This window comes from Agromyces intestinalis (assembly GCF_008365295.1).
Taxonomy (GTDB): Bacteria; Actinomycetota; Actinomycetes; order Actinomycetales; family Microbacteriaceae; genus Agromyces; species Agromyces intestinalis.
This window is the reverse complement of the sequence record NZ_CP043505.1, coordinates 3,485,169-3,500,919: the sequence shown is the minus strand read 5'-3', so window position 1 is coordinate 3,500,919 and position 15,751 is coordinate 3,485,169. Positions and strand designations below refer to the sequence as shown.

At 72.7% G+C, this 15,751-nt stretch carries 15 protein-coding genes; 7 read left to right on the top strand and 8 right to left on the bottom strand.

Annotated elements, in window-relative coordinates; genetic code table 11:
• Positions 1 to 96 precede the first annotated feature (96 nt).
• A complete protein-coding gene (locus tag FLP10_RS15930; RefSeq protein ID WP_149161758.1) occupies positions 97 to 588 on the bottom strand; it encodes a hypothetical protein in 492 nt (163 codons plus the stop codon).
• 74 nt (positions 589 to 662) lie between these two features.
• Between FLP10_RS15930 and map the strand changes: the two genes are divergently transcribed.
• On the top strand, positions 663 to 1,433 hold the full coding sequence (map, locus tag FLP10_RS15925; RefSeq protein ID WP_149161757.1) for a type I methionyl aminopeptidase: 771 nt from the start codon (positions 663 to 665) through the stop codon (positions 1,431 to 1,433).
• Positions 1,434 to 1,469: 36 nt separating this feature from the next.
• Here map and FLP10_RS15920 read toward each other — a convergent pair whose 3' ends face one another.
• Positions 1,470 to 2,186: a sirohydrochlorin chelatase gene (locus FLP10_RS15920; RefSeq protein ID WP_210418426.1), complete on the bottom strand. Its 717-nt coding sequence runs from the start codon at positions 2,184 to 2,186 to the stop codon at positions 1,470 to 1,472.
• Positions 2,183 to 2,527 carry a nitrite reductase small subunit NirD gene (nirD, locus tag FLP10_RS15915; protein WP_149161756.1) on the bottom strand — a complete coding sequence of 115 codons (345 nt, stop codon included), beginning with the start codon at positions 2,525 to 2,527 and terminating at the stop codon, positions 2,183 to 2,185. Before nirD ends, FLP10_RS15920 begins: the two co-directional genes overlap by 4 nt.
• Before the next feature lie 307 nt (positions 2,528 to 2,834).
• Between nirD and nirB the strand changes: the two genes are divergently transcribed.
• The 6 genes from nirB (at position 2,835) to FLP10_RS15885 (ending at position 12,660) form a co-directional block, all read left to right on the top strand.
• Positions 2,835 to 5,429, top strand: a complete 2,595-nt coding sequence (nirB, locus tag FLP10_RS15910) for a nitrite reductase large subunit NirB (RefSeq protein WP_149161755.1) — start codon at positions 2,835 to 2,837, stop codon at positions 5,427 to 5,429.
• Positions 5,426 to 6,214 (top strand): uroporphyrinogen-III C-methyltransferase, encoded by a 789-nt coding sequence (gene cobA, locus FLP10_RS15905; RefSeq protein WP_149161754.1) that lies wholly within the window; start codon positions 5,426 to 5,428, stop codon positions 6,212 to 6,214. Before nirB ends, cobA begins: the two co-directional genes overlap by 4 nt.
• A complete protein-coding gene (locus FLP10_RS15900) occupies positions 6,211 to 7,341 on the top strand; it encodes a uroporphyrinogen-III synthase (RefSeq protein ID WP_149161753.1) in 1,131 nt (376 codons plus the stop codon). Before cobA ends, FLP10_RS15900 begins: the two co-directional genes overlap by 4 nt.
• 130 nt (positions 7,342 to 7,471) lie before the next feature.
• Entirely contained in the window at positions 7,472 to 8,872 is a 1,401-nt protein-coding gene (locus FLP10_RS15895; protein ID WP_425457647.1) for an MFS transporter, read from the top strand.
• A 12-nt stretch (positions 8,873 to 8,884) separates the two neighbouring features.
• The gene (locus tag FLP10_RS15890) at positions 8,885 to 11,050 is read left to right on the top strand and encodes a molybdopterin oxidoreductase family protein (protein ID WP_149161751.1); all 2,166 of its coding nucleotides are present in this window, start codon (positions 8,885 to 8,887) and stop codon (positions 11,048 to 11,050) included.
• The gene (locus FLP10_RS15885; protein ID WP_149161750.1) at positions 11,047 to 12,660 is read left to right on the top strand and encodes an FAD-dependent oxidoreductase; all 1,614 of its coding nucleotides are present in this window, start codon (positions 11,047 to 11,049) and stop codon (positions 12,658 to 12,660) included. The genes FLP10_RS15890 and FLP10_RS15885 overlap by 4 nt, the downstream gene beginning before the upstream one ends.
• Before the next feature lie 91 nt (positions 12,661 to 12,751).
• Here the strand turns inward: FLP10_RS15885 and FLP10_RS15880 are convergent, their stop codons facing one another.
• From FLP10_RS15880 to rpsP, 5 genes are all read right to left on the bottom strand, one after another.
• Positions 12,752 to 13,516 (bottom strand): sirohydrochlorin chelatase, encoded by a 765-nt coding sequence (locus FLP10_RS15880; RefSeq protein ID WP_246150055.1) that lies wholly within the window; start codon positions 13,514 to 13,516, stop codon positions 12,752 to 12,754.
• 111 nt (positions 13,517 to 13,627) lie between these two features.
• Positions 13,628 to 14,335, bottom strand: coding sequence for a tRNA (guanosine(37)-N1)-methyltransferase TrmD (trmD, locus tag FLP10_RS15875; protein WP_149161749.1), 708 nt, complete (start codon positions 14,333 to 14,335; stop codon positions 13,628 to 13,630).
• 6 nt (positions 14,336 to 14,341) lie between these two features.
• Positions 14,342 to 14,983, bottom strand: a complete 642-nt coding sequence (gene rimM / locus FLP10_RS15870) for a ribosome maturation factor RimM (RefSeq protein ID WP_149161748.1) — start codon at positions 14,981 to 14,983, stop codon at positions 14,342 to 14,344.
• 1 nt (position 14,984) lies between these two features.
• A complete protein-coding gene (locus FLP10_RS15865) occupies positions 14,985 to 15,221 on the bottom strand; it encodes an RNA-binding protein (RefSeq protein ID WP_149161747.1) in 237 nt (78 codons plus the stop codon).
• 3 nt (positions 15,222 to 15,224) lie between these two features.
• Entirely contained in the window at positions 15,225 to 15,635 is a 411-nt protein-coding gene (gene rpsP, locus FLP10_RS15860; protein WP_149161746.1) for a 30S ribosomal protein S16, read from the bottom strand.
• Between the last annotated feature and the right edge of the window lie 116 nt (positions 15,636 to 15,751).

Here is a 15,751-nt window from a genome sequence, read left to right as displayed (position 1 = left end):
CAGAGACCTGCGGCGGCACAAACAACCATTCTGCCAGATCGGGGCGATGGCCGCCAAAACGAGCGGACCGGCGGTCGCCGCGGGTCGCGGCATCCGTCAGTCGCGCACCTCGTTGACGATGATCACGTCGCCGTCTCCGTCGTCGAACGGCGGCCGCTTCGAGGCATCCGGCCGCCCCTGGCCCGCGAGGCGCTCGAACTCGGCCATGCTCGCCTGCATGCGCCGCGCCCCGTCGCTCACCAGCTGCCAGATCGAGACCCAGAACGCCGCGACCGCGGCGATCAGGGCGAGCACGCCGAACAGCAGCGCGGTACTGCCGTAGCAGCCGGCCGCGATGAGCAGCACGTGCCAGGCGCCGAGCACACCGACGTCGGTCCACGAGACCGCGCGCTCGGCGCGCACGCTCGGCCGCGCGTTCACGAGCAGTGCGATCACCAGTAACGCCAGGAACGCCGCCGGGAGCGTGATGACCAGCCCGAGCGTGCTCCACCCGCCCGCGCCGAAGATCGCCCAGCCGACGACCATCCAGAGCGGCAGCACGACGGGAGCGATGAACAGCCACCGCAGGAACGGGCGCCGGAGAAGCATGCATTCAGGCTAACGCCGCACTCCATATGCGGCACGGGGTGTTCACTCAGGGCGGAGCCGACAGAATAGGAAGCGTGATCGAACTGAGGACCCCCGCCGAGATCGACGAGATGCGCCCCGCCGGCCGCTTCGTCGCGAGCGTGCTCGAGGCCACCGCTGCCGCCGCGAAGGTGGGCGTGAACCTGCTCGAGCTCGACGCCATCGCGCACGAGCTGATCCGCAAGGCCGGCGCCGAGAGCTGCTACATCGACTACCACCCGTCGTTCGGCGCGAGCCCGTTCGGCAAGGTCATCTGCACGTCGGTGAACGACGCGGTGCTGCACGGCCTGCCCTTCGACTACACGCTGAAGGACGGCGACCTGCTGAGCCTCGACTTCGCAGCGAGCGTGAACGGCTGGGTGTCGGACTCGGCGATCTCGCTCGTCGTCGGCACCCCGCGCGATGCCGACCTGCGGCTCATCGAGACCACCGAGCGCGCACTGGCGGCCGGCATCGCGGCCGCCACCGTCGGCAACCGTATCGGCGACATCTCGCGGGCGATCGCCGACGTGGCGCGCGCTCAGGGCTACTCGATCAACACCGACTTCGGCGGGCACGGCGTCGGGCGCACCATGCACGGCGACCCGCACGTGCCGAACAACGGCCGGCCCGGGCGCGGCATGCCGCTGAAGCCGGGTCTCGTGATCGCGATCGAGCCGTGGTTCCTCGAGACGACCGATCGCATCTTCACCGACCCCGACGGGTGGACGCTGCGCAGCGCCGACGGCTCGCGCGGCGCGCACTCCGAGCACACGGTCGCGATCACCGAGCAGGGGCCGGTCGTGCTCACTCAGCGATCGAGTTGAGCGCGTCGCGGTCGCTCGATACGGGCGGATGCGGCGTCAGGCAGCCGCACGCGACCGCAGCGCCTCGGCGTGCCGATCGAGTACGACGTCGACCAGCCGCGCGTCGGCCGGTCGGTCGTCGAGCAACGGCGCGGTGACGACATCGCCGCCCTGCGCGCACGCCAGGTCGTGGAAGTACCCGGGCGCGAGCAGGTAGGCCGCGACGACCACCCGGGCACCCGGCCGTGCGGCGCGCTCGCGGCGCACCGCGTCGGCGACGCTCGGCTCGGCGGCCGAGAGGAAACCGATGCGCACCGGCCGGCCGAGCCGGTCGGCGAGCAGCGCAGCCGTTCGGCGACAGTCGACGACCGCTGCTGCGTCGCTCGAGCCGGCCGCCGCGAGCACGAGGCCGTCGTCGGGGCCAAGGCCGACCTCGGCGAGCCGTTCGGCGAGCACGTCGGCCAGCCGCGGGTCGGGCCCGAGGGCGCCGGCGAGCCTCGCGGCGGGATGCTCCGCAGTGGCCTCGGCGAGGTCGACGTGCACGTGATAGCCCGCCGACAGCAGCAGCGGCACGACGACGGTCGGGGCGGTCGAGAGCGCAGACTCGCCCAGCGCGTCGAGCGCCGTGGGCACGTCGGGCTGCTCGACGTCGACGAAGGCCGCTGCGACGTGGCACGGCGCGACCGCTCGCACGGCGTCGACGAGCCCCGCGACGGCGCGCTGCCCTGCCGGCGAGGACGTGCCGTGCGAGGCGGCGACGAGCACCCCCGTCACGACGCGAGCTCCACCTCGATCGAGCCGCCGACCACGCGCGTGCGGTAGGTCCGCAGCACGAGCGACGGATCGGTGAAGCACTCTCCCGTGCCGAGGTCGTAGACCTCCTTGTGCAGCGGCGAGGCGATGGTCGGTCGGTCGCCGCGCGAGCCGACGATGCCCCTCGCCATCACGGGCGCGCCCGAGTGCGGGTCGTGGTGGTCGATGGCGTAGACCTCGTCCTCCGAGACGAGCACGATCGCCACCTGCCGGTCGCCGAGCAGTGCCGCCTCGCCCCAGTTCGGCTCCAGGTCGTCGACGGCGCAGACCGTGCGCCAGGTCGTGTCGAGCAGGATCGTCATCGTGCACCCTCCGCAGTCGGCGCCGACGGGTCGTCGGCTCTCGAGCGCCACGCTATGGCGGCCATGTTTCGCGGGGTGACAGCCGCTGTTTCGCACGGGTGAATCCCGCCTCACGTGCGCGGGAGCACGGTGTGCGCATGTCGAGCGCCTCGGTTACCGCTGCGAAACACCTCCGAAACGGCGCCGCCGTACGCTCACGGCGAGTTCACCGATCCACCGGATGCCGCGACCGCGGCGAGCCGGTCCGCGAGGTCGCACGGGGGCGGCGCCGCGCCGCTGCCGGCATTTCGCCGTCGAGAGGAGTCGCATGTCCGATCCCGCCACCGCGCCCGATTCCCGCGTCCGCGACGTCCTGGTCGTGGGTGCCGGGCCGGCTGCGCACCGGCTCGCCGACAGCCTGCACGCGCGTGACACCGACCGGTCGCTCCGGGTCACCGTGGTCGGCGAGGAGCCCTGGCATCCATACGATCGGGTCGCGCTCAGCACGCGCCTGGCCGGCGAGGTCGACCTCACGCTCCAGCCCACGACGATGTGGGACGACGAGCATGTGCGCCTCGTCGTCGGCGAGCGGATCGAAGCCGTCGACCCCGCCGCCCGCACCGCGACGACCGACGCCGGCCGGGTCCTGCACTGGGACGAGCTGGTGCTGGCGACCGGCTCGTCGGCACCGGTGCCCGACTTGCCGGGTGCCGAGCACGCCCGCGTCTACCGCACGATCGACGACGTCGACGCGCTCGTCGCCGAGATCGCCGAGATCGCCCATGACCGGGGCCGGCCGGCGCGCGTCGTGGTGGCGGGCGGCGGCCTGCTCGGCCTCGAGGCCGCCGGCGGGCTCGCCCGGCTCGGCGCGGAGGCCGCGATCGTGCACTCGGGGCGCTGGCTGATGTCGGCCCAGCTCGACGAGGGCGCAGGGCGCGCCCTCGGTCGGCTCATCTCGGCGCAGGGACTCGCGCTGCACCTGGGCACCCGGCCCGCCGCGATCGAGGTCGAGGGCGGGCGGGCCACGGGCGTGCTGCTCGGCGACGGCAACCTCGTCGACGCCGATGTCGTCGTGTTCGCGATCGGCATCCGCCCGCGCGACGAGCTGGGTCGCGCGCTCGGCCTCGAGCTCGGCGAACGCGGCGGCGTCGCGATCGACCGCACGTGCCGCTCCTCGGCTGCGAACATCTGGGCGATCGGCGAGGTCGCCAGCTTCGAGGGCCGTTGTACGGGCCTTGTCGCACCCGCGAACGCCATGGCCGAGGTGGTCGCCGACCGGCTGCTCGGCGGCAGCGCCGAGTTCTCGGACGTCGACGACGCCACCAAGCTGAAGCTGTCGGGGGTGGATGTCGCGAGCTTCGGCGACGCGCTCGCGGCCACCGTCGGCGCACTCGAGGTGGTCTACGCCGACCCGGCCCGCGGGCTCTACCAGAAGCTCGTCGTCACCGACGACGCGAAGACCCTGCTCGGCGGCATCTTCGTCGGCGACGCCGAACCCTACGCGTCGCTGCGCCCGCTGCTCGGCACGACGCTCTCGGCCGAGCCGGCGGCCTACCTCTCGGCGGCGGGCGCCGAACCTCCCGCGGGCGACGAGCTGCCCGACGCGGCGCTGGTGTGCGCGTGCAACAACGTGACCGCGGGGACGATCCGCGGGGCCGTGCACGGACCCGACGGGTGCACCGAGCTCGGTGCGCTGAAGACCTGCACCCGTGCCGGCACCCAGTGCGGCTCGTGCGTGCCGCTCGTGAAGAAGCTCCTCGAGGGCGAGCTGCGCAAGACCGGCGTCGCCATCTCGCGGGCGCTCTGCGAGCACATCCCGATCTCGCGTCAGGAGCTGTTCGACTCGGTTCGGGTGCTGGGCCTCACGAGCTTCGACGACATCATGGCTCGGCTCGGCACCGGGCGCGGCTGCGATGTCTGCAAGCCCGCGATCGCCTCGATCCTGGCCGCCGAGCACGGCAGCTACATCCTCGACGCCGGTCGCGGCACCCTGCAGGACACCAACGACCGCGCGATGGCGAACATGCAGAAGGACGGCACCTACTCGGTGGTGCCGCGCATCCCGGCCGGCGAGATCACGCCGGACAAGCTCGCGGTGATCGCCGAGGTCGCGATGGAGTTCGGCCTGTACACGAAGATCACCGGCGGCCAGCGCATCGATCTGTTCGGCGCCCGACTCGACCAACTCCCCGACATCTGGAAGCGGCTCGTCGACGCGGGCTTCGAGTCGGGGCAGGCGTACGGCAAGGCGCTGCGCAACGTGAAGAGCTGCGTGGGGTCGACGTGGTGCCGGTACGGCGTGCAGGACTCGGTCGGGATGGCGATCCGGCTCGAGCTGCGGTACCGCGGACTGCGATCGCCGCACAAGCTGAAGTTCGGCGTTTCCGGCTGCGCCCGGGAGTGCGCCGAGGCGCGGGGCAAGGACGTGGGCGTCATCGCGACCGAGACGGGGTGGAACCTCTACGTGGGCGGCAACGGCGGGTTCCAGCCCGCGCACGCCCAGCTGCTCGCGAGCGACCTCGACGACGAGACACTGATCCGGTACATCGACCGCTACCTGATGTACTACATCCGCACCGCCGACCGGTTGCAGCGCACCGCGCGGTGGATTGAAGACCTCGATGGCGGCCTCGATCACGTGCGCGAGGTCGTCGTCGAGGACTCGCTCGGCCTCGCCGAGGAGCTCGAGGCGGCGGTCGCGCGGCATGTCGGCGGATACGAGGACGAGTGGGCCGCGACGCTGGCCGACCCCGAGCGGCTGCGGCGGTTCCGCGCGTTCGTGAACGAGCCGAGCGCTGCTCCGCAGCTCGCGCGGGTGCGCGAACGCGGTCAACTGCGTCCCGCCACGCCCGAGGAGCAGGCACGCGGCGAGGCGGTGCTCGTCGCCGGGCCCACCATCCCCGTGCGCGGGAGCGACGCGTGAGCGCCGCCGCGCCGGCCGGCCGCGTCACCCTCGTCGGCGGCGGCCCGGGCGACCCCGACCTGCTCACCGTGCGCGCCGTGCGAGCGCTCGCCGACGCCGACGTGGTGCTCTACGACCGCCTGGCCCCGCACACGACGCTCGCCGAGCTCGCGCCCCGCGCCACGCTCATCGATGTCGGCAAGCGCCCCGGACACCACGCGGTGCCGCAGCACGAGATCGACGCGCTGCTCGTCGAACACGCCCGCACCGGCGCGCACGTGGTGCGACTGAAGGGCGGCGACCCCTACGTGTTCGGCCGTGGCGGCGAGGAGGTGCTCGCCTGCCGCGCCGCGGGCATCCCCGTGACGGTCGTACCCGGTGTGTCCAGCGCGGTCGCCGTGCCGTCGGCCGCGGGGATCCCCCTCACCCACCGCGGCGTCAGCCACCTGTTCACGGTCGTCTCGGGGCACGCGCCCCTCACCGACGACGAGCTCGACCGGCTCGCCGGCCTCGGCGGCACCATCGTCGTGCTGATGGGCGTGAACACGCTGCCCTCGCTGGCCGCAGGGCTTCTTCGCCACGGGCTCGACCGCACGACGCCGGTCGCGATCGTCGAGCGCGGTACGCGCCCCGACCAGCGCACCACGATCGCTCCGCTCGACGGCATCGTCGTGGCCGCCGGCATCGCGCACGCGGCATCCCCCGCCGTCATCGTGATCGGCGAGGTCGTCGGCCTCGCGTCTGCCGGTGAAGCCCACGCGCTCGCGACCATCGATCGCGCCGGCGCACTGGGAGTCGAGCCGTGAGCGACCTCGGCGAACCGGTGCTGGGCTTCCGCCCCGACCAGCTCGAGGGGTTCCGCATCGGCGTCACCAGCGACCGACGCTCGGCCGATCTGATCGACGCGTTCGAGCGTCGGGGCGCGCAAGTGCTGCACGCTCCGACACTGCGCATCGCCAACGCGCAGAACGACGGGTCGGTCATCGCCGACACCCGCGCGATCATCGAGGACCCGCCCGACGTGCTGCTGGCGACCACCGCGTACGGCATCCGACGGTGGTTCGAGGTCGCCGACGCCGCGGGCCTCGGCCACGAACTCGTCGATGTGCTCGGGCGCGCGGACATCCTCGTCCGCGGGCCGAAGGCCCGCGGAAGCATCCGTGCCACCGGCCTCGACGACGCCGGGATGAGCGAGCGCGAGACGACCGAGTCGCTCGTCGACCTCGTCCTCGCGCACCGCCCCGAGGCATCCGTGATCGCCGTGCAGCTGCATGGCGAGCTGCGACCCGCTGAGCTCGACCGGCTGCGCACCGCTCACCGTCGCGTGCTCACCGTGGAGCCCTACCGGTGGGCCGCACCCGATGACACCGACGAGCGCGTCGGCCGCATGATCGAGGCGATCTGCGCCCACCGGCTCGACTGCGTGACCTTCACGAGCGCACCGGCGGTGCACGCGTTGCTCGCGGCAGCCGACGATCGTGGCCGCACGGTCGAACTGCTCGACGCGCTGCACGGGCCCGTCCTCGCCGCCGCGGTCGGCCCGGTGACGGCCGCGCCGCTCGCGGAGCTCGGCGTCGAGACCATCCAGCCCGAGCGGTTCCGCATGGGGGCCCTCGTGCGCCTGGTCTGCGAACACCTCGAGCAGAGCCGGGTGATGCGCCTCGACACCCGGCATGGCCGGCTCGAGCTGCGCGGCGGCGTGGTCGAGGTCGACGGCCGGCGGGTCGCACTCGCGCCCGCCGGGCTCGGCATCCTGCGCTCGCTCGTCGCGGCCGGCGGCTCGGTGGTGCCCCGCGAGCGCCTCGCCACCGCGCTGCCCGGCTCGAACGACCCGCACGCGCTCGAGATGGCGATGAGCCGGCTCCGGCAGTCGCTCGGCACCCCCGGCGTGATCGCGACCGTGGTCAAGCGCGGGTACCGGGTCGACGTGTGACCGCACGCTCACAACGCCCGACCGCATCGGTGAGCATCCCGAGACCCAGGGTTTACGACCGACACGACGCGGGGAAACACGGCCTGCATAGCGTCGGGCGTACCGACCCGCGACCGACTCGACCGGAGGCATCGTGACCGACACCGCTCCCCCGAACCTCGCACCCGCCGCACCCGCCGAGACCGCATCGGCGGCCCCCGCACTCACTTCCCGCCCCGGGCGGTGGATCGATGGCTGGGACCCCGAGCACCCCGCGCAGTGGCAGCAGCAGGGCCGTGCGATCGCGCGACGCAACCTGCGCTGGTCGATCTTCGCCGAGTTCCTCGGGTTCGTCGTGTGGCAGCTCTGGAGCATCGTCGCGGTCATGCTGCCGGCGGCGGGCTTCGACCTCGACACCGGGCAGCTCTTCTGGCTCATCTCGATCCCGAGCCTCGTCGGGGCGACCCTGCGCATTCCCTACTCGTTCCTCGTGCCGAAGTTCGGCGGCCGCAACTGGACGATCATCTCGGCGGCGCTGCTGCTCGCGCCGACCATCGCGCTCGCGGTGTGCGTGTCGAACCCCGAGACGCCGTTCGGCGTGCTGCTCGCGGCCGCCGCGCTCGCGGGCTTCGGCGGTGGCAACTTCGCGAGTTCGATGTCGAACATCACGTACTTCTTCCCCCAGCGCGAGAAGGGGTGGGCACTCGGCCTCAACGCCGCGGGCGGCAACCTCGGCGCCTCGGTCGCGCAGTTCGTGGTGCCGATCGTGGTGACGATCGGAGCGGGAGCGACGCTGAACCTGCCGCTCGCCGGCTGGATCTGGGTGCCGTTCATCCTGCTGGCGATGTTCGGCGCGGCCCGGTCGATGGACAACCTCTCGAACGCGAAGGCCGACTTCGCGGGTTCGGCGGCGGCGCTGCGCGAACCGCACCTGTGGCTGCTCTCGCTGCTGTACATCGGCACGTTCGGGTCGTTCATCGGGTTCGCGAGCGTGTTCCCGAAGCTCATCGCCGATCAGTTCCCCGAGTTCTCGGCCATCGCCGTCGGCGGCGCCTCGGTCTCGCTGGCCTTCCTGGGCGCGCTCGTCGGCTCACTCGCCCGGCCGTACGGCGGCCGGCTCGCCGACCGTTTCGGCGGAGCGCGCATCACGATGCTCGCGTTCGCGACCATGGGCGCGATCGCGCTCGGTGTGCTGGTCACGCTGCCGCTCGGCGACTTCTGGCTGTTCCTCGGATGCTTCCTGCTGCTGTTCGCCGCAGCGGGCATCGGCAACGGCTCGACGTACCGGATGGTGCCGGTGGTGTTCGCGCTGCGCGGCGGCGGCACGGGCGACGTGTCGGCGCAGCGCAAGTCGGCCGCGGCGCTCGGCCTGATCTCGGCGATCGGCGCCTTCGGCGGGTTCCTCATCCCCCAAGCGCTGAACCTCTCATTCCAGGCGACGGGCGGATACGCGGGCGCGTTCCTCGGCTTCGTCGCGAGCTACGCGGTGCTGCTCGTGCTGACCTGGGTCGTCTACGTGCGCTCGGGCCGGCTCGGCGCGCACCGGATCTGAGAGCGAGCACGGATGCCTCGAACCGCCGCCGCCACGCACTGCCCGTACTGCGCGCTCCAGTGCGCGATGACCCTCACGCCCGTTGCGCCGGTCGCGGGCGTCGCGTCGGACGCCTCGGCCGCACCGGTGACCGTGGCCGGCCGCGACTTCCCGACCAACCGCGGCGGCCTCTGCCGCAAGGGGTGGACGTCGGCCGAGCTGCTGCGCTCGCCCGGCCGGCTCACCGCTCCGCTCGTCCGCGGCGACGACGGCGAGTTGCACGAGGCGAGTTGGGACGACGCGCTCGACCTCGTCGCGACGCGGCTGCGCGGCATCCGGTCATCGCACGGCGCGGACGCGGTCGGCGTGTTCGGCGGCGGCGGGCTCACGAACGAGAAGGCCTACCTGCTCGGCAAGTTCGCGAGGCTCGCGCTCGGCACGAGCCGGATCGACTACAACGGGCGGTACTGCATGTCGTCGGCGGCCGCGGCGGGCAATCGCGCGTTCGGGGTCGACCGCGGGCTGCCGTTCCCGCTCGAGGACCTCGATGACGCCGACACCATCCTGCTGCTCGGCACCAACGTCGGCGAAACGATGCCGCCGTTCATCGGTCACCTCGCCGGCGCGCAGGCAGCGGGCGGGCTCGTAGTGGTCGACCCGCGGCGCACCGCGACCGCCAAGCTCACCGACGAGGGCCGCGGCCTGCACATCCAGCCGGTTCCCGGCACCGACCTGCCGCTGCTGCTCGGCCTCATCCACCTCGTGATCGCCGAGCGCCTCATCGACGTCGACTACGTGGAGCAGCGCACCGTGGGGTTCGACGCCGTGCGGCGCAGCGTCGCCCAGTGGTGGCCCGAGCGCGTGCAGTCGGTGACCGGGGTCGCGGCCCTGACCCTGCGCCGGCTCGCCCGAAGGCTCGCCGCGGGCGGCGGCACCTACATTCTCACCGGGCGCGGCGTCGAGCAGCACGTCGACGGCACCGACACGGCGACGGCCGCCATCAACCTGGCGCTGCTGCTGGGCCTGCCCGGTCGCGCAGGCAGCGGCTACGGTACGCTCACCGGCCAGGGCAACGGGCAGGGCGGGCGGGAGCACGGCCAGAAGTGCGACCAGTTGCCCGGGTATCGCAAGATCACCGACCCGGCCGCGCGCGCGCATGTCGCCGGCGTGTGGGGCGTCGACCCCGACGTGATTCCCGGCCCCGGCGTGCCCGCCGTCGAGCTGCTGCACTCCCTCGGCCGGCCCGACGGCGTGCGCGCGCTCATGGTGCACGGGTCGAACCTCGTGGTCTCGTCGCCGAACGTCGCCGCAGTGCGGGAAGGACTCGCTCGGCTCGACCTGCTCGTCGTGTGCGACTTCTTCCTGTCGGAGACCGGCGCACTCGCCGACGTCGTGCTGCCGATCACGCAGTGGGCCGAGGAGGAAGGCACCATGACCTCGCTCGAAGGGCGGGTCATCCGCCGTCGCCGCGCCCTGACGCCGCCCGACGGCGTGCGCGACGAGCTCTGGGTCCTCGCCGAGCTCGCCCGCCGGCTCGACTGCACGGCCACGTTCGACACCGACCCCGAGCAGGTCTTCGACGAGCTGCGCCGCGCCTCCGAGGGCGGCATCGCCGACTACTCGGGCATCGACTACGCCATGCTCGACCGCGGCGAGGCCGCCTACTGGCCGTACCCGCGCGGCGGGTCGGGCACGCCGCGGCTCTTCGCCGACCGATTCGCGCACGACGACGGGCTGGCGCGCCTCGTCGCCGTGTCGGTGCGCGGGTCCGCCCGGCCACGGCCCGGCTCCGGCGAGCTCGAGCTCATCACCGGCCGACTGCTCGAGCACTACCAGAGCGGCGCGCAGACCCGGCGGGTGCCCGAGCTGCTGGAGGCCCGCCCCGAGGCGCTCGCCACGATGCATCCCGCGACCGCCCTGCGCCTCGGCATCGCCGACGGGGCGCTCGTCGAGCTCGCGAACCGCAACGGCACCGTGCGCTGCCGGGCCCGGCTCAGCACCGATGTGCGCCCCGACGCGGTGTTCCTGCCGTTCCACTACGGCGACGTGCAGGCAGCCAACCTGTTGATCGGCGACGCTGTGGACCCCATCTCGTCGATGCCCGAGTTCAAGACGGGCGTGGTGCGGGTCACCCCGCTCGACCCGATCGCACTCGACCCGCATCCCGAACTCGACGTCCTCAGCGAGGTGACCGCATGACCGCCGCTCCGCTCCGAGTCGTCCTCATCGGGTACGGCCCCGTCGGGGCCCGCTTCGTCGACGAACTGCTCCCACTCGTCCGCACCGGCGACATCCGGCTGACCGTCGTGGCCGGCGAAGACATCGAGGCCTACAACCGCGTGCTCGTCGCCGAGTACGCGGTCGGCGGCACCGACCTCGAGTCGATGCTGCTCGGCGACCGGCAGAGCGCCGAAGAAGCCGGCGCACGCGTGCTGCTGGGCGTCGCGGCGACCTCGATCGACCGGGCGGCGCAGCTCGTGCAGCTCAGCACGGGCGAGCAGGTCGGCTACGACCGCCTCGTGCTCGCCACCGGCTCACGGGCGAACGTGCCCACCCTCGACGGCGTCGAGCGCAACCGACGCGACCTCGACTCGCTGCAGAAGTACGGTGCGAAGCTCGTCGCACGCGACGACGAGCTGCCCGACGGCGTCACCACGCTGCGCGACCTCGCCGATGCCGAGCGGGTGCTCGAGGCGGTGCGGGCACGCCGGCGCATCGTCGTGCTCGGCGCCGGAGTGCTGGGGCTCGAACTCGCGCTCGCCGCCGCGCACGCGGGAGCCGAGGTGTGCGTCGTGCACCACGGCCCGCATCCGATGCCGCGCAACCTCGACCGCGGCGGAGGGCAGGTGCTGCGACAGGCGCTGCGCCGCACGGGCATCGCCGTCATCGCGCACAGCCGTGCCGAGGCGATCGCGTTCCGCACCGACGAGCACGGCCGACGGCGGTTCGACCAGCTGGTCACCGCCGACGGCAAGCAGGTGCGAGGCGACCTGCTCGTGCTCTCGTGCGGAGTGAGTCCGCGCAACGAACTCGCGACGCTCGCCGGCCTCCGCACCGCGGTCGGGGTCGTCGTGCACCCGAGCCTGCAGAGCTGGTCGGACCCGAACGTCTACGCGATCGGCGACTGCGCCCAGGTCGTCGAGCGCACCGACGAACTCGCCGGCCAGCGCGTGCTGCCCGGCGCGCCGTCGGGGCTCATCGGCCCCGGCTGGCGTCAGGCGTCGCACCTCGCCGCCGCCTTCGCCGACGAGATCGCGGGCCGGTCGACGGATGCCGCCGCGCCCGCCGAACGCGAACCGATCGTGATGCTGAAGGCCGAGCACATCGACGTCGTCGCCGTCGGCGACATCGCCGCCGACCCGTGGGACGACGACGCCGGGCACCCGCGTCGGCGGGTCTCGCAGTGGGCCGACCCCGAGCACCTGCGTTACGTGAAGATGGTCACCGAGGAGGGCGTGCTCACGGGCTTCGTGAGCGTCGGGATGCCGCGAACCTCGGCCGAGCTCACGCTGCTGTTCGAGCGCGGCGGCGAACTGCCTGCCGACCGCTCGCTGCTGCTGCGCTTCGACGGACCCGACTACGACCCGAGTACCGACGCCGACGCGTTCGCGCCGACGGCGACGGTGTGCTGGTGCAACGGCGTGACCGTCGAGCGCATCGAGGAGGCCGCCGCGTGCGGCAGCACGACCGTCGAGTGCGTCGGCCGCGACACGCGGGCCGGAACCGGCTGCGGCGGCTGCAAAGGCCGCATCGCCGAGGTGCTCGCGCGTGCCGCCGAGACCGGCGGGGCGCCGACGCTCACCGCGTGAGCGGACGCGCGGGATGCGCGGTTGCAGCGCGCGCATGCGCGGAGCGCGCACGCGCGGAGCGCACACGCGCGAGCGCTCGAGCCGCCGAGCCTTACGCCTCGGCGAGCAGTTCGCGCTCGGCGACCTCGTCGTACCGGTCGAGCACGAGCGCGACGAGCTCATCCGCGGCGGGCTCGTCGGGCAGCAGCAGCGGAGCCGACATCGCGTCGGCCCCCGCCTGTGCGGCCTGGTCGTAGAAGACGCCCGGGGCGAGCAGGTACGGCGCCACGACGATGCGGCTGCCCGGATGCACGGCCCGGATCATCTCGACCGCATCGGGAAGCCGCGGGTTGGCGGCCGCGATGAACCCGACCGTCACGCCGCGCCCGAGCCTCGCGCCGAGCAGTCTCGCGGTCTCGAAGCACTCGCGCACCCCGCGCGGGTCGTTCGAGCCGGCTGCAGCGAGCACGACCGCGTCGGTCTCGGCCAGCCCCATTCGTTCGAGGCGTTCGGCGAGCACGGCGACGATGCGCTCGTCGGGCCCGAGGCCGTCGGCCAGGGACGCACCGCGGCGGGCGAGCCGGTCGAGCCCCTGCGAGAGGCCGGTGCGAACGTGGTAGCCCGCCGACAGCACGAGCGGCACGATGATCGACGCGGGGTCGTCGATGCCCTCGACGAGGGCCGACGCGACGTCGGTGTGCGCGGCGTCGACGAACGCGATCGAGACGTCGAGTTCGGGCCGGGCGGACGCCACGCCATCGACGAGCCGGATCACCGCGGTGCGGTTCTGGCTCGTGGGAACACCATGCGTCACCGCGAGCAGCCGCAGCGGGCGTTCCCGCGGATCCGTGTCGATCCGCCTCGCCTCGTCGACCACCGCATCCGCCTCTCACCCGGGACCGTCCCTGCGGTTTCGACGCTATGCACGGCGTGTTTCGCGGATCACTCCCCGATGTTTCGGCGAGGTGAAGAAGCGCGCACGCCCGGCTCAGCCGGCGGCGTGCGGCTCGTCGCCGAGCAATTCGGGCCGAACCCGGCGGGTGCGCTCGACCTGCTGCTCGTGCCGCCATTCGGCGACCTTGCCGTGGTGCCCGCTCAGCAGCACGGGCGGCACCTCGAGCCCGCGCCAGACGGCGGGCTTGGTGTAGACGGGGTATTCGAGCAGACCGTTCTCGTGCGACTCCTCGATGAGCGACTCGGGATTGCCCACCACGCCGGGCACCAGTCGCCCGGCGGCCTCGATCATCGCCATCACGGCGACCTCGCCGCCGTTGAGCACGTAGTCGCCGAGCGAGATGAGTCGCACCCGCATGCGGGTCGCGTAGTGGTCGACGACTCGCTGGTCGATGCCCTCGTAGCGCCCGCAGGCGAACACCAGGTGCTGCTCGGCGGCGAGTTCGCGTGCGAGCGCCTGGGTGAACGGCTCGCCGGCGGGCGAGGGCACGACGAGCAGGGCGTCGGATGCCCCGTCGCCCACGATCGAGTCGACCGCCTCGCCCCACGGCTCGGGCTTCATGACCATGCCTGCGCCTCCGCCGTACGGCGTGTCGTCGACGGTGCGGTGGCGGTCGTGGGTGAAGTCGCGCAGGTCGTGCGCGGTGACTTCGAGCAGGCCGGATTCGCGCGCCTTGCCGAGCAGAGACAGGTCGAGCACGTCGAAGAACGACGGGAAGATCGTGACGATGTCGATCCGCACGGCGGACTACTCCTGTCGGTCGGCCGCCTCGGCCGCTGCGGCGTCGTCGGATGCCTCAGCGGCGACCTCGGGCTCACCGGCGACGGCCTCGTCGGATGCCTCGTCGGCGAGTTCTTCGAAGAGCCCCGCCGGCGGCGTCACCGTGAGGGTGCCGGCCTCGACATCGACCTCGGGCACGATCGCCGAGACGAACGGCACCATGACCTCGCCCGACGCAGCCTTGACGATGAGCAGGTCCTGGGCGGGGAAGTGGTCGACGCGCACGACGCTGCCCACCTCGACGCCGTCGCGCAGCACGGTGAGCCCGACGAGCTGATGGTCGTACCAGGCGTCGGGTTCGCCGGTCTCGTCGGACTCGTCGACGTCGACCCAGAGGATCGCCTTCACGAGGGTCTCAGCCGCGGTGCGGTCGTCGACGCCATCGAAGAATCCGACGGGGTGCCCGTTGTACCAGCGCAGCTCACGCATGACGAGGTGCCGGCCGTGCCACGGCGAGGTCTCGGGCACCTGCAGCGAGAAGTTCGCACCGGGCGTGAACCGCCGCTCGGGGTCGTCGGTGTACAGCTCGAGTTTGATCGCGCCCTTCAGCCCGTGGGCCTTGGTCAGCCGCCCGACGCGGAGCTGCTGGGGACGTGGAGAGCGCGCCACGTCAGTCGTCGGTGTCGACGACGTCGACCCGCACCCGACGGCCGTCGGCGAGCGCGGTGACGAGCGTGCGCAGCGCCTTGGCGGTGCGGCCCGCGCGACCGATGACGCGGCCGAGGTCCTCGGGGTTCACGTGAACCTCGAGGACCTCACCGCGTGCGCTCGACGCGGAGACGACCCGCACCTCGTCGGGGTGATCGACGATCCCCTTGACGAGGTGTTCGAGCGCGGACTGGAGCAAGGCTTACGCCTCGTCCGAGGTCTCGGCCTCGGCGGCCTCGGCGACCTCGGCCTTGGCCGGCTTCTCGGCCTTGGGCTTGAGGACGGGCTTCTTGGCGCTGTCGGCCTCGAAGGCGGCCTTCGGCTCGGCGGTCTTGACGGTGCTCTTGGCACCCTTCTCGCCCTTGAAGGTGCCCCAGTCGCCGGTCAGCTTGAGGATGGCGAGCACCTGCTCGGTCGGCTGCGCGCCGACGGAGAGCCAGTACTGCGCGCGGTCGGAGTCGACCTCGATGAGCGAGGGCTCTTCGGTCGGGTGGTACTTGCCGATCTCCTCGATGACACGACCATCGCGCTTGGTGCGCGAGTCGGCGACGACGATGCGGTAGTACGGGGCACGGATCTTGCCGAGCCGCTTGAGACGGATCTTGACAGCCACGATTCTCCTGAATGGGTCTGGTGAGGTGGGCGAACTGACAGCCGTGAGCGTGGGGTGCACACTCGGCGGAAGCTCAATGGTGTTCCACAGGCCGGATAGAGGGTCGGGCGATGCGG

Coding starts and splice junctions, on each gene's coding strand:
- FLP10_RS15930 (WP_149161758.1), bottom strand. CDS start 588: ATGCTTCTCCGGCGCCCGTTCCTGCGGTGGCTGTTCATCGCTCCCGTC.
- nirD (WP_149161756.1), bottom strand. CDS start 2,527: ATGACGATCCTGCTCGACACGACCTGGCGCACGGTCTGCGCCGTCGAC.
- nirB (WP_149161755.1), top strand. CDS start 2,835: ATGTCCGATCCCGCCACCGCGCCCGATTCCCGCGTCCGCGACGTCCTG.
- FLP10_RS15890 (WP_149161751.1), top strand. CDS start 8,885: ATGCCTCGAACCGCCGCCGCCACGCACTGCCCGTACTGCGCGCTCCAG.
- FLP10_RS15885 (WP_149161750.1), top strand. CDS start 11,047: ATGACCGCCGCTCCGCTCCGAGTCGTCCTCATCGGGTACGGCCCCGTC.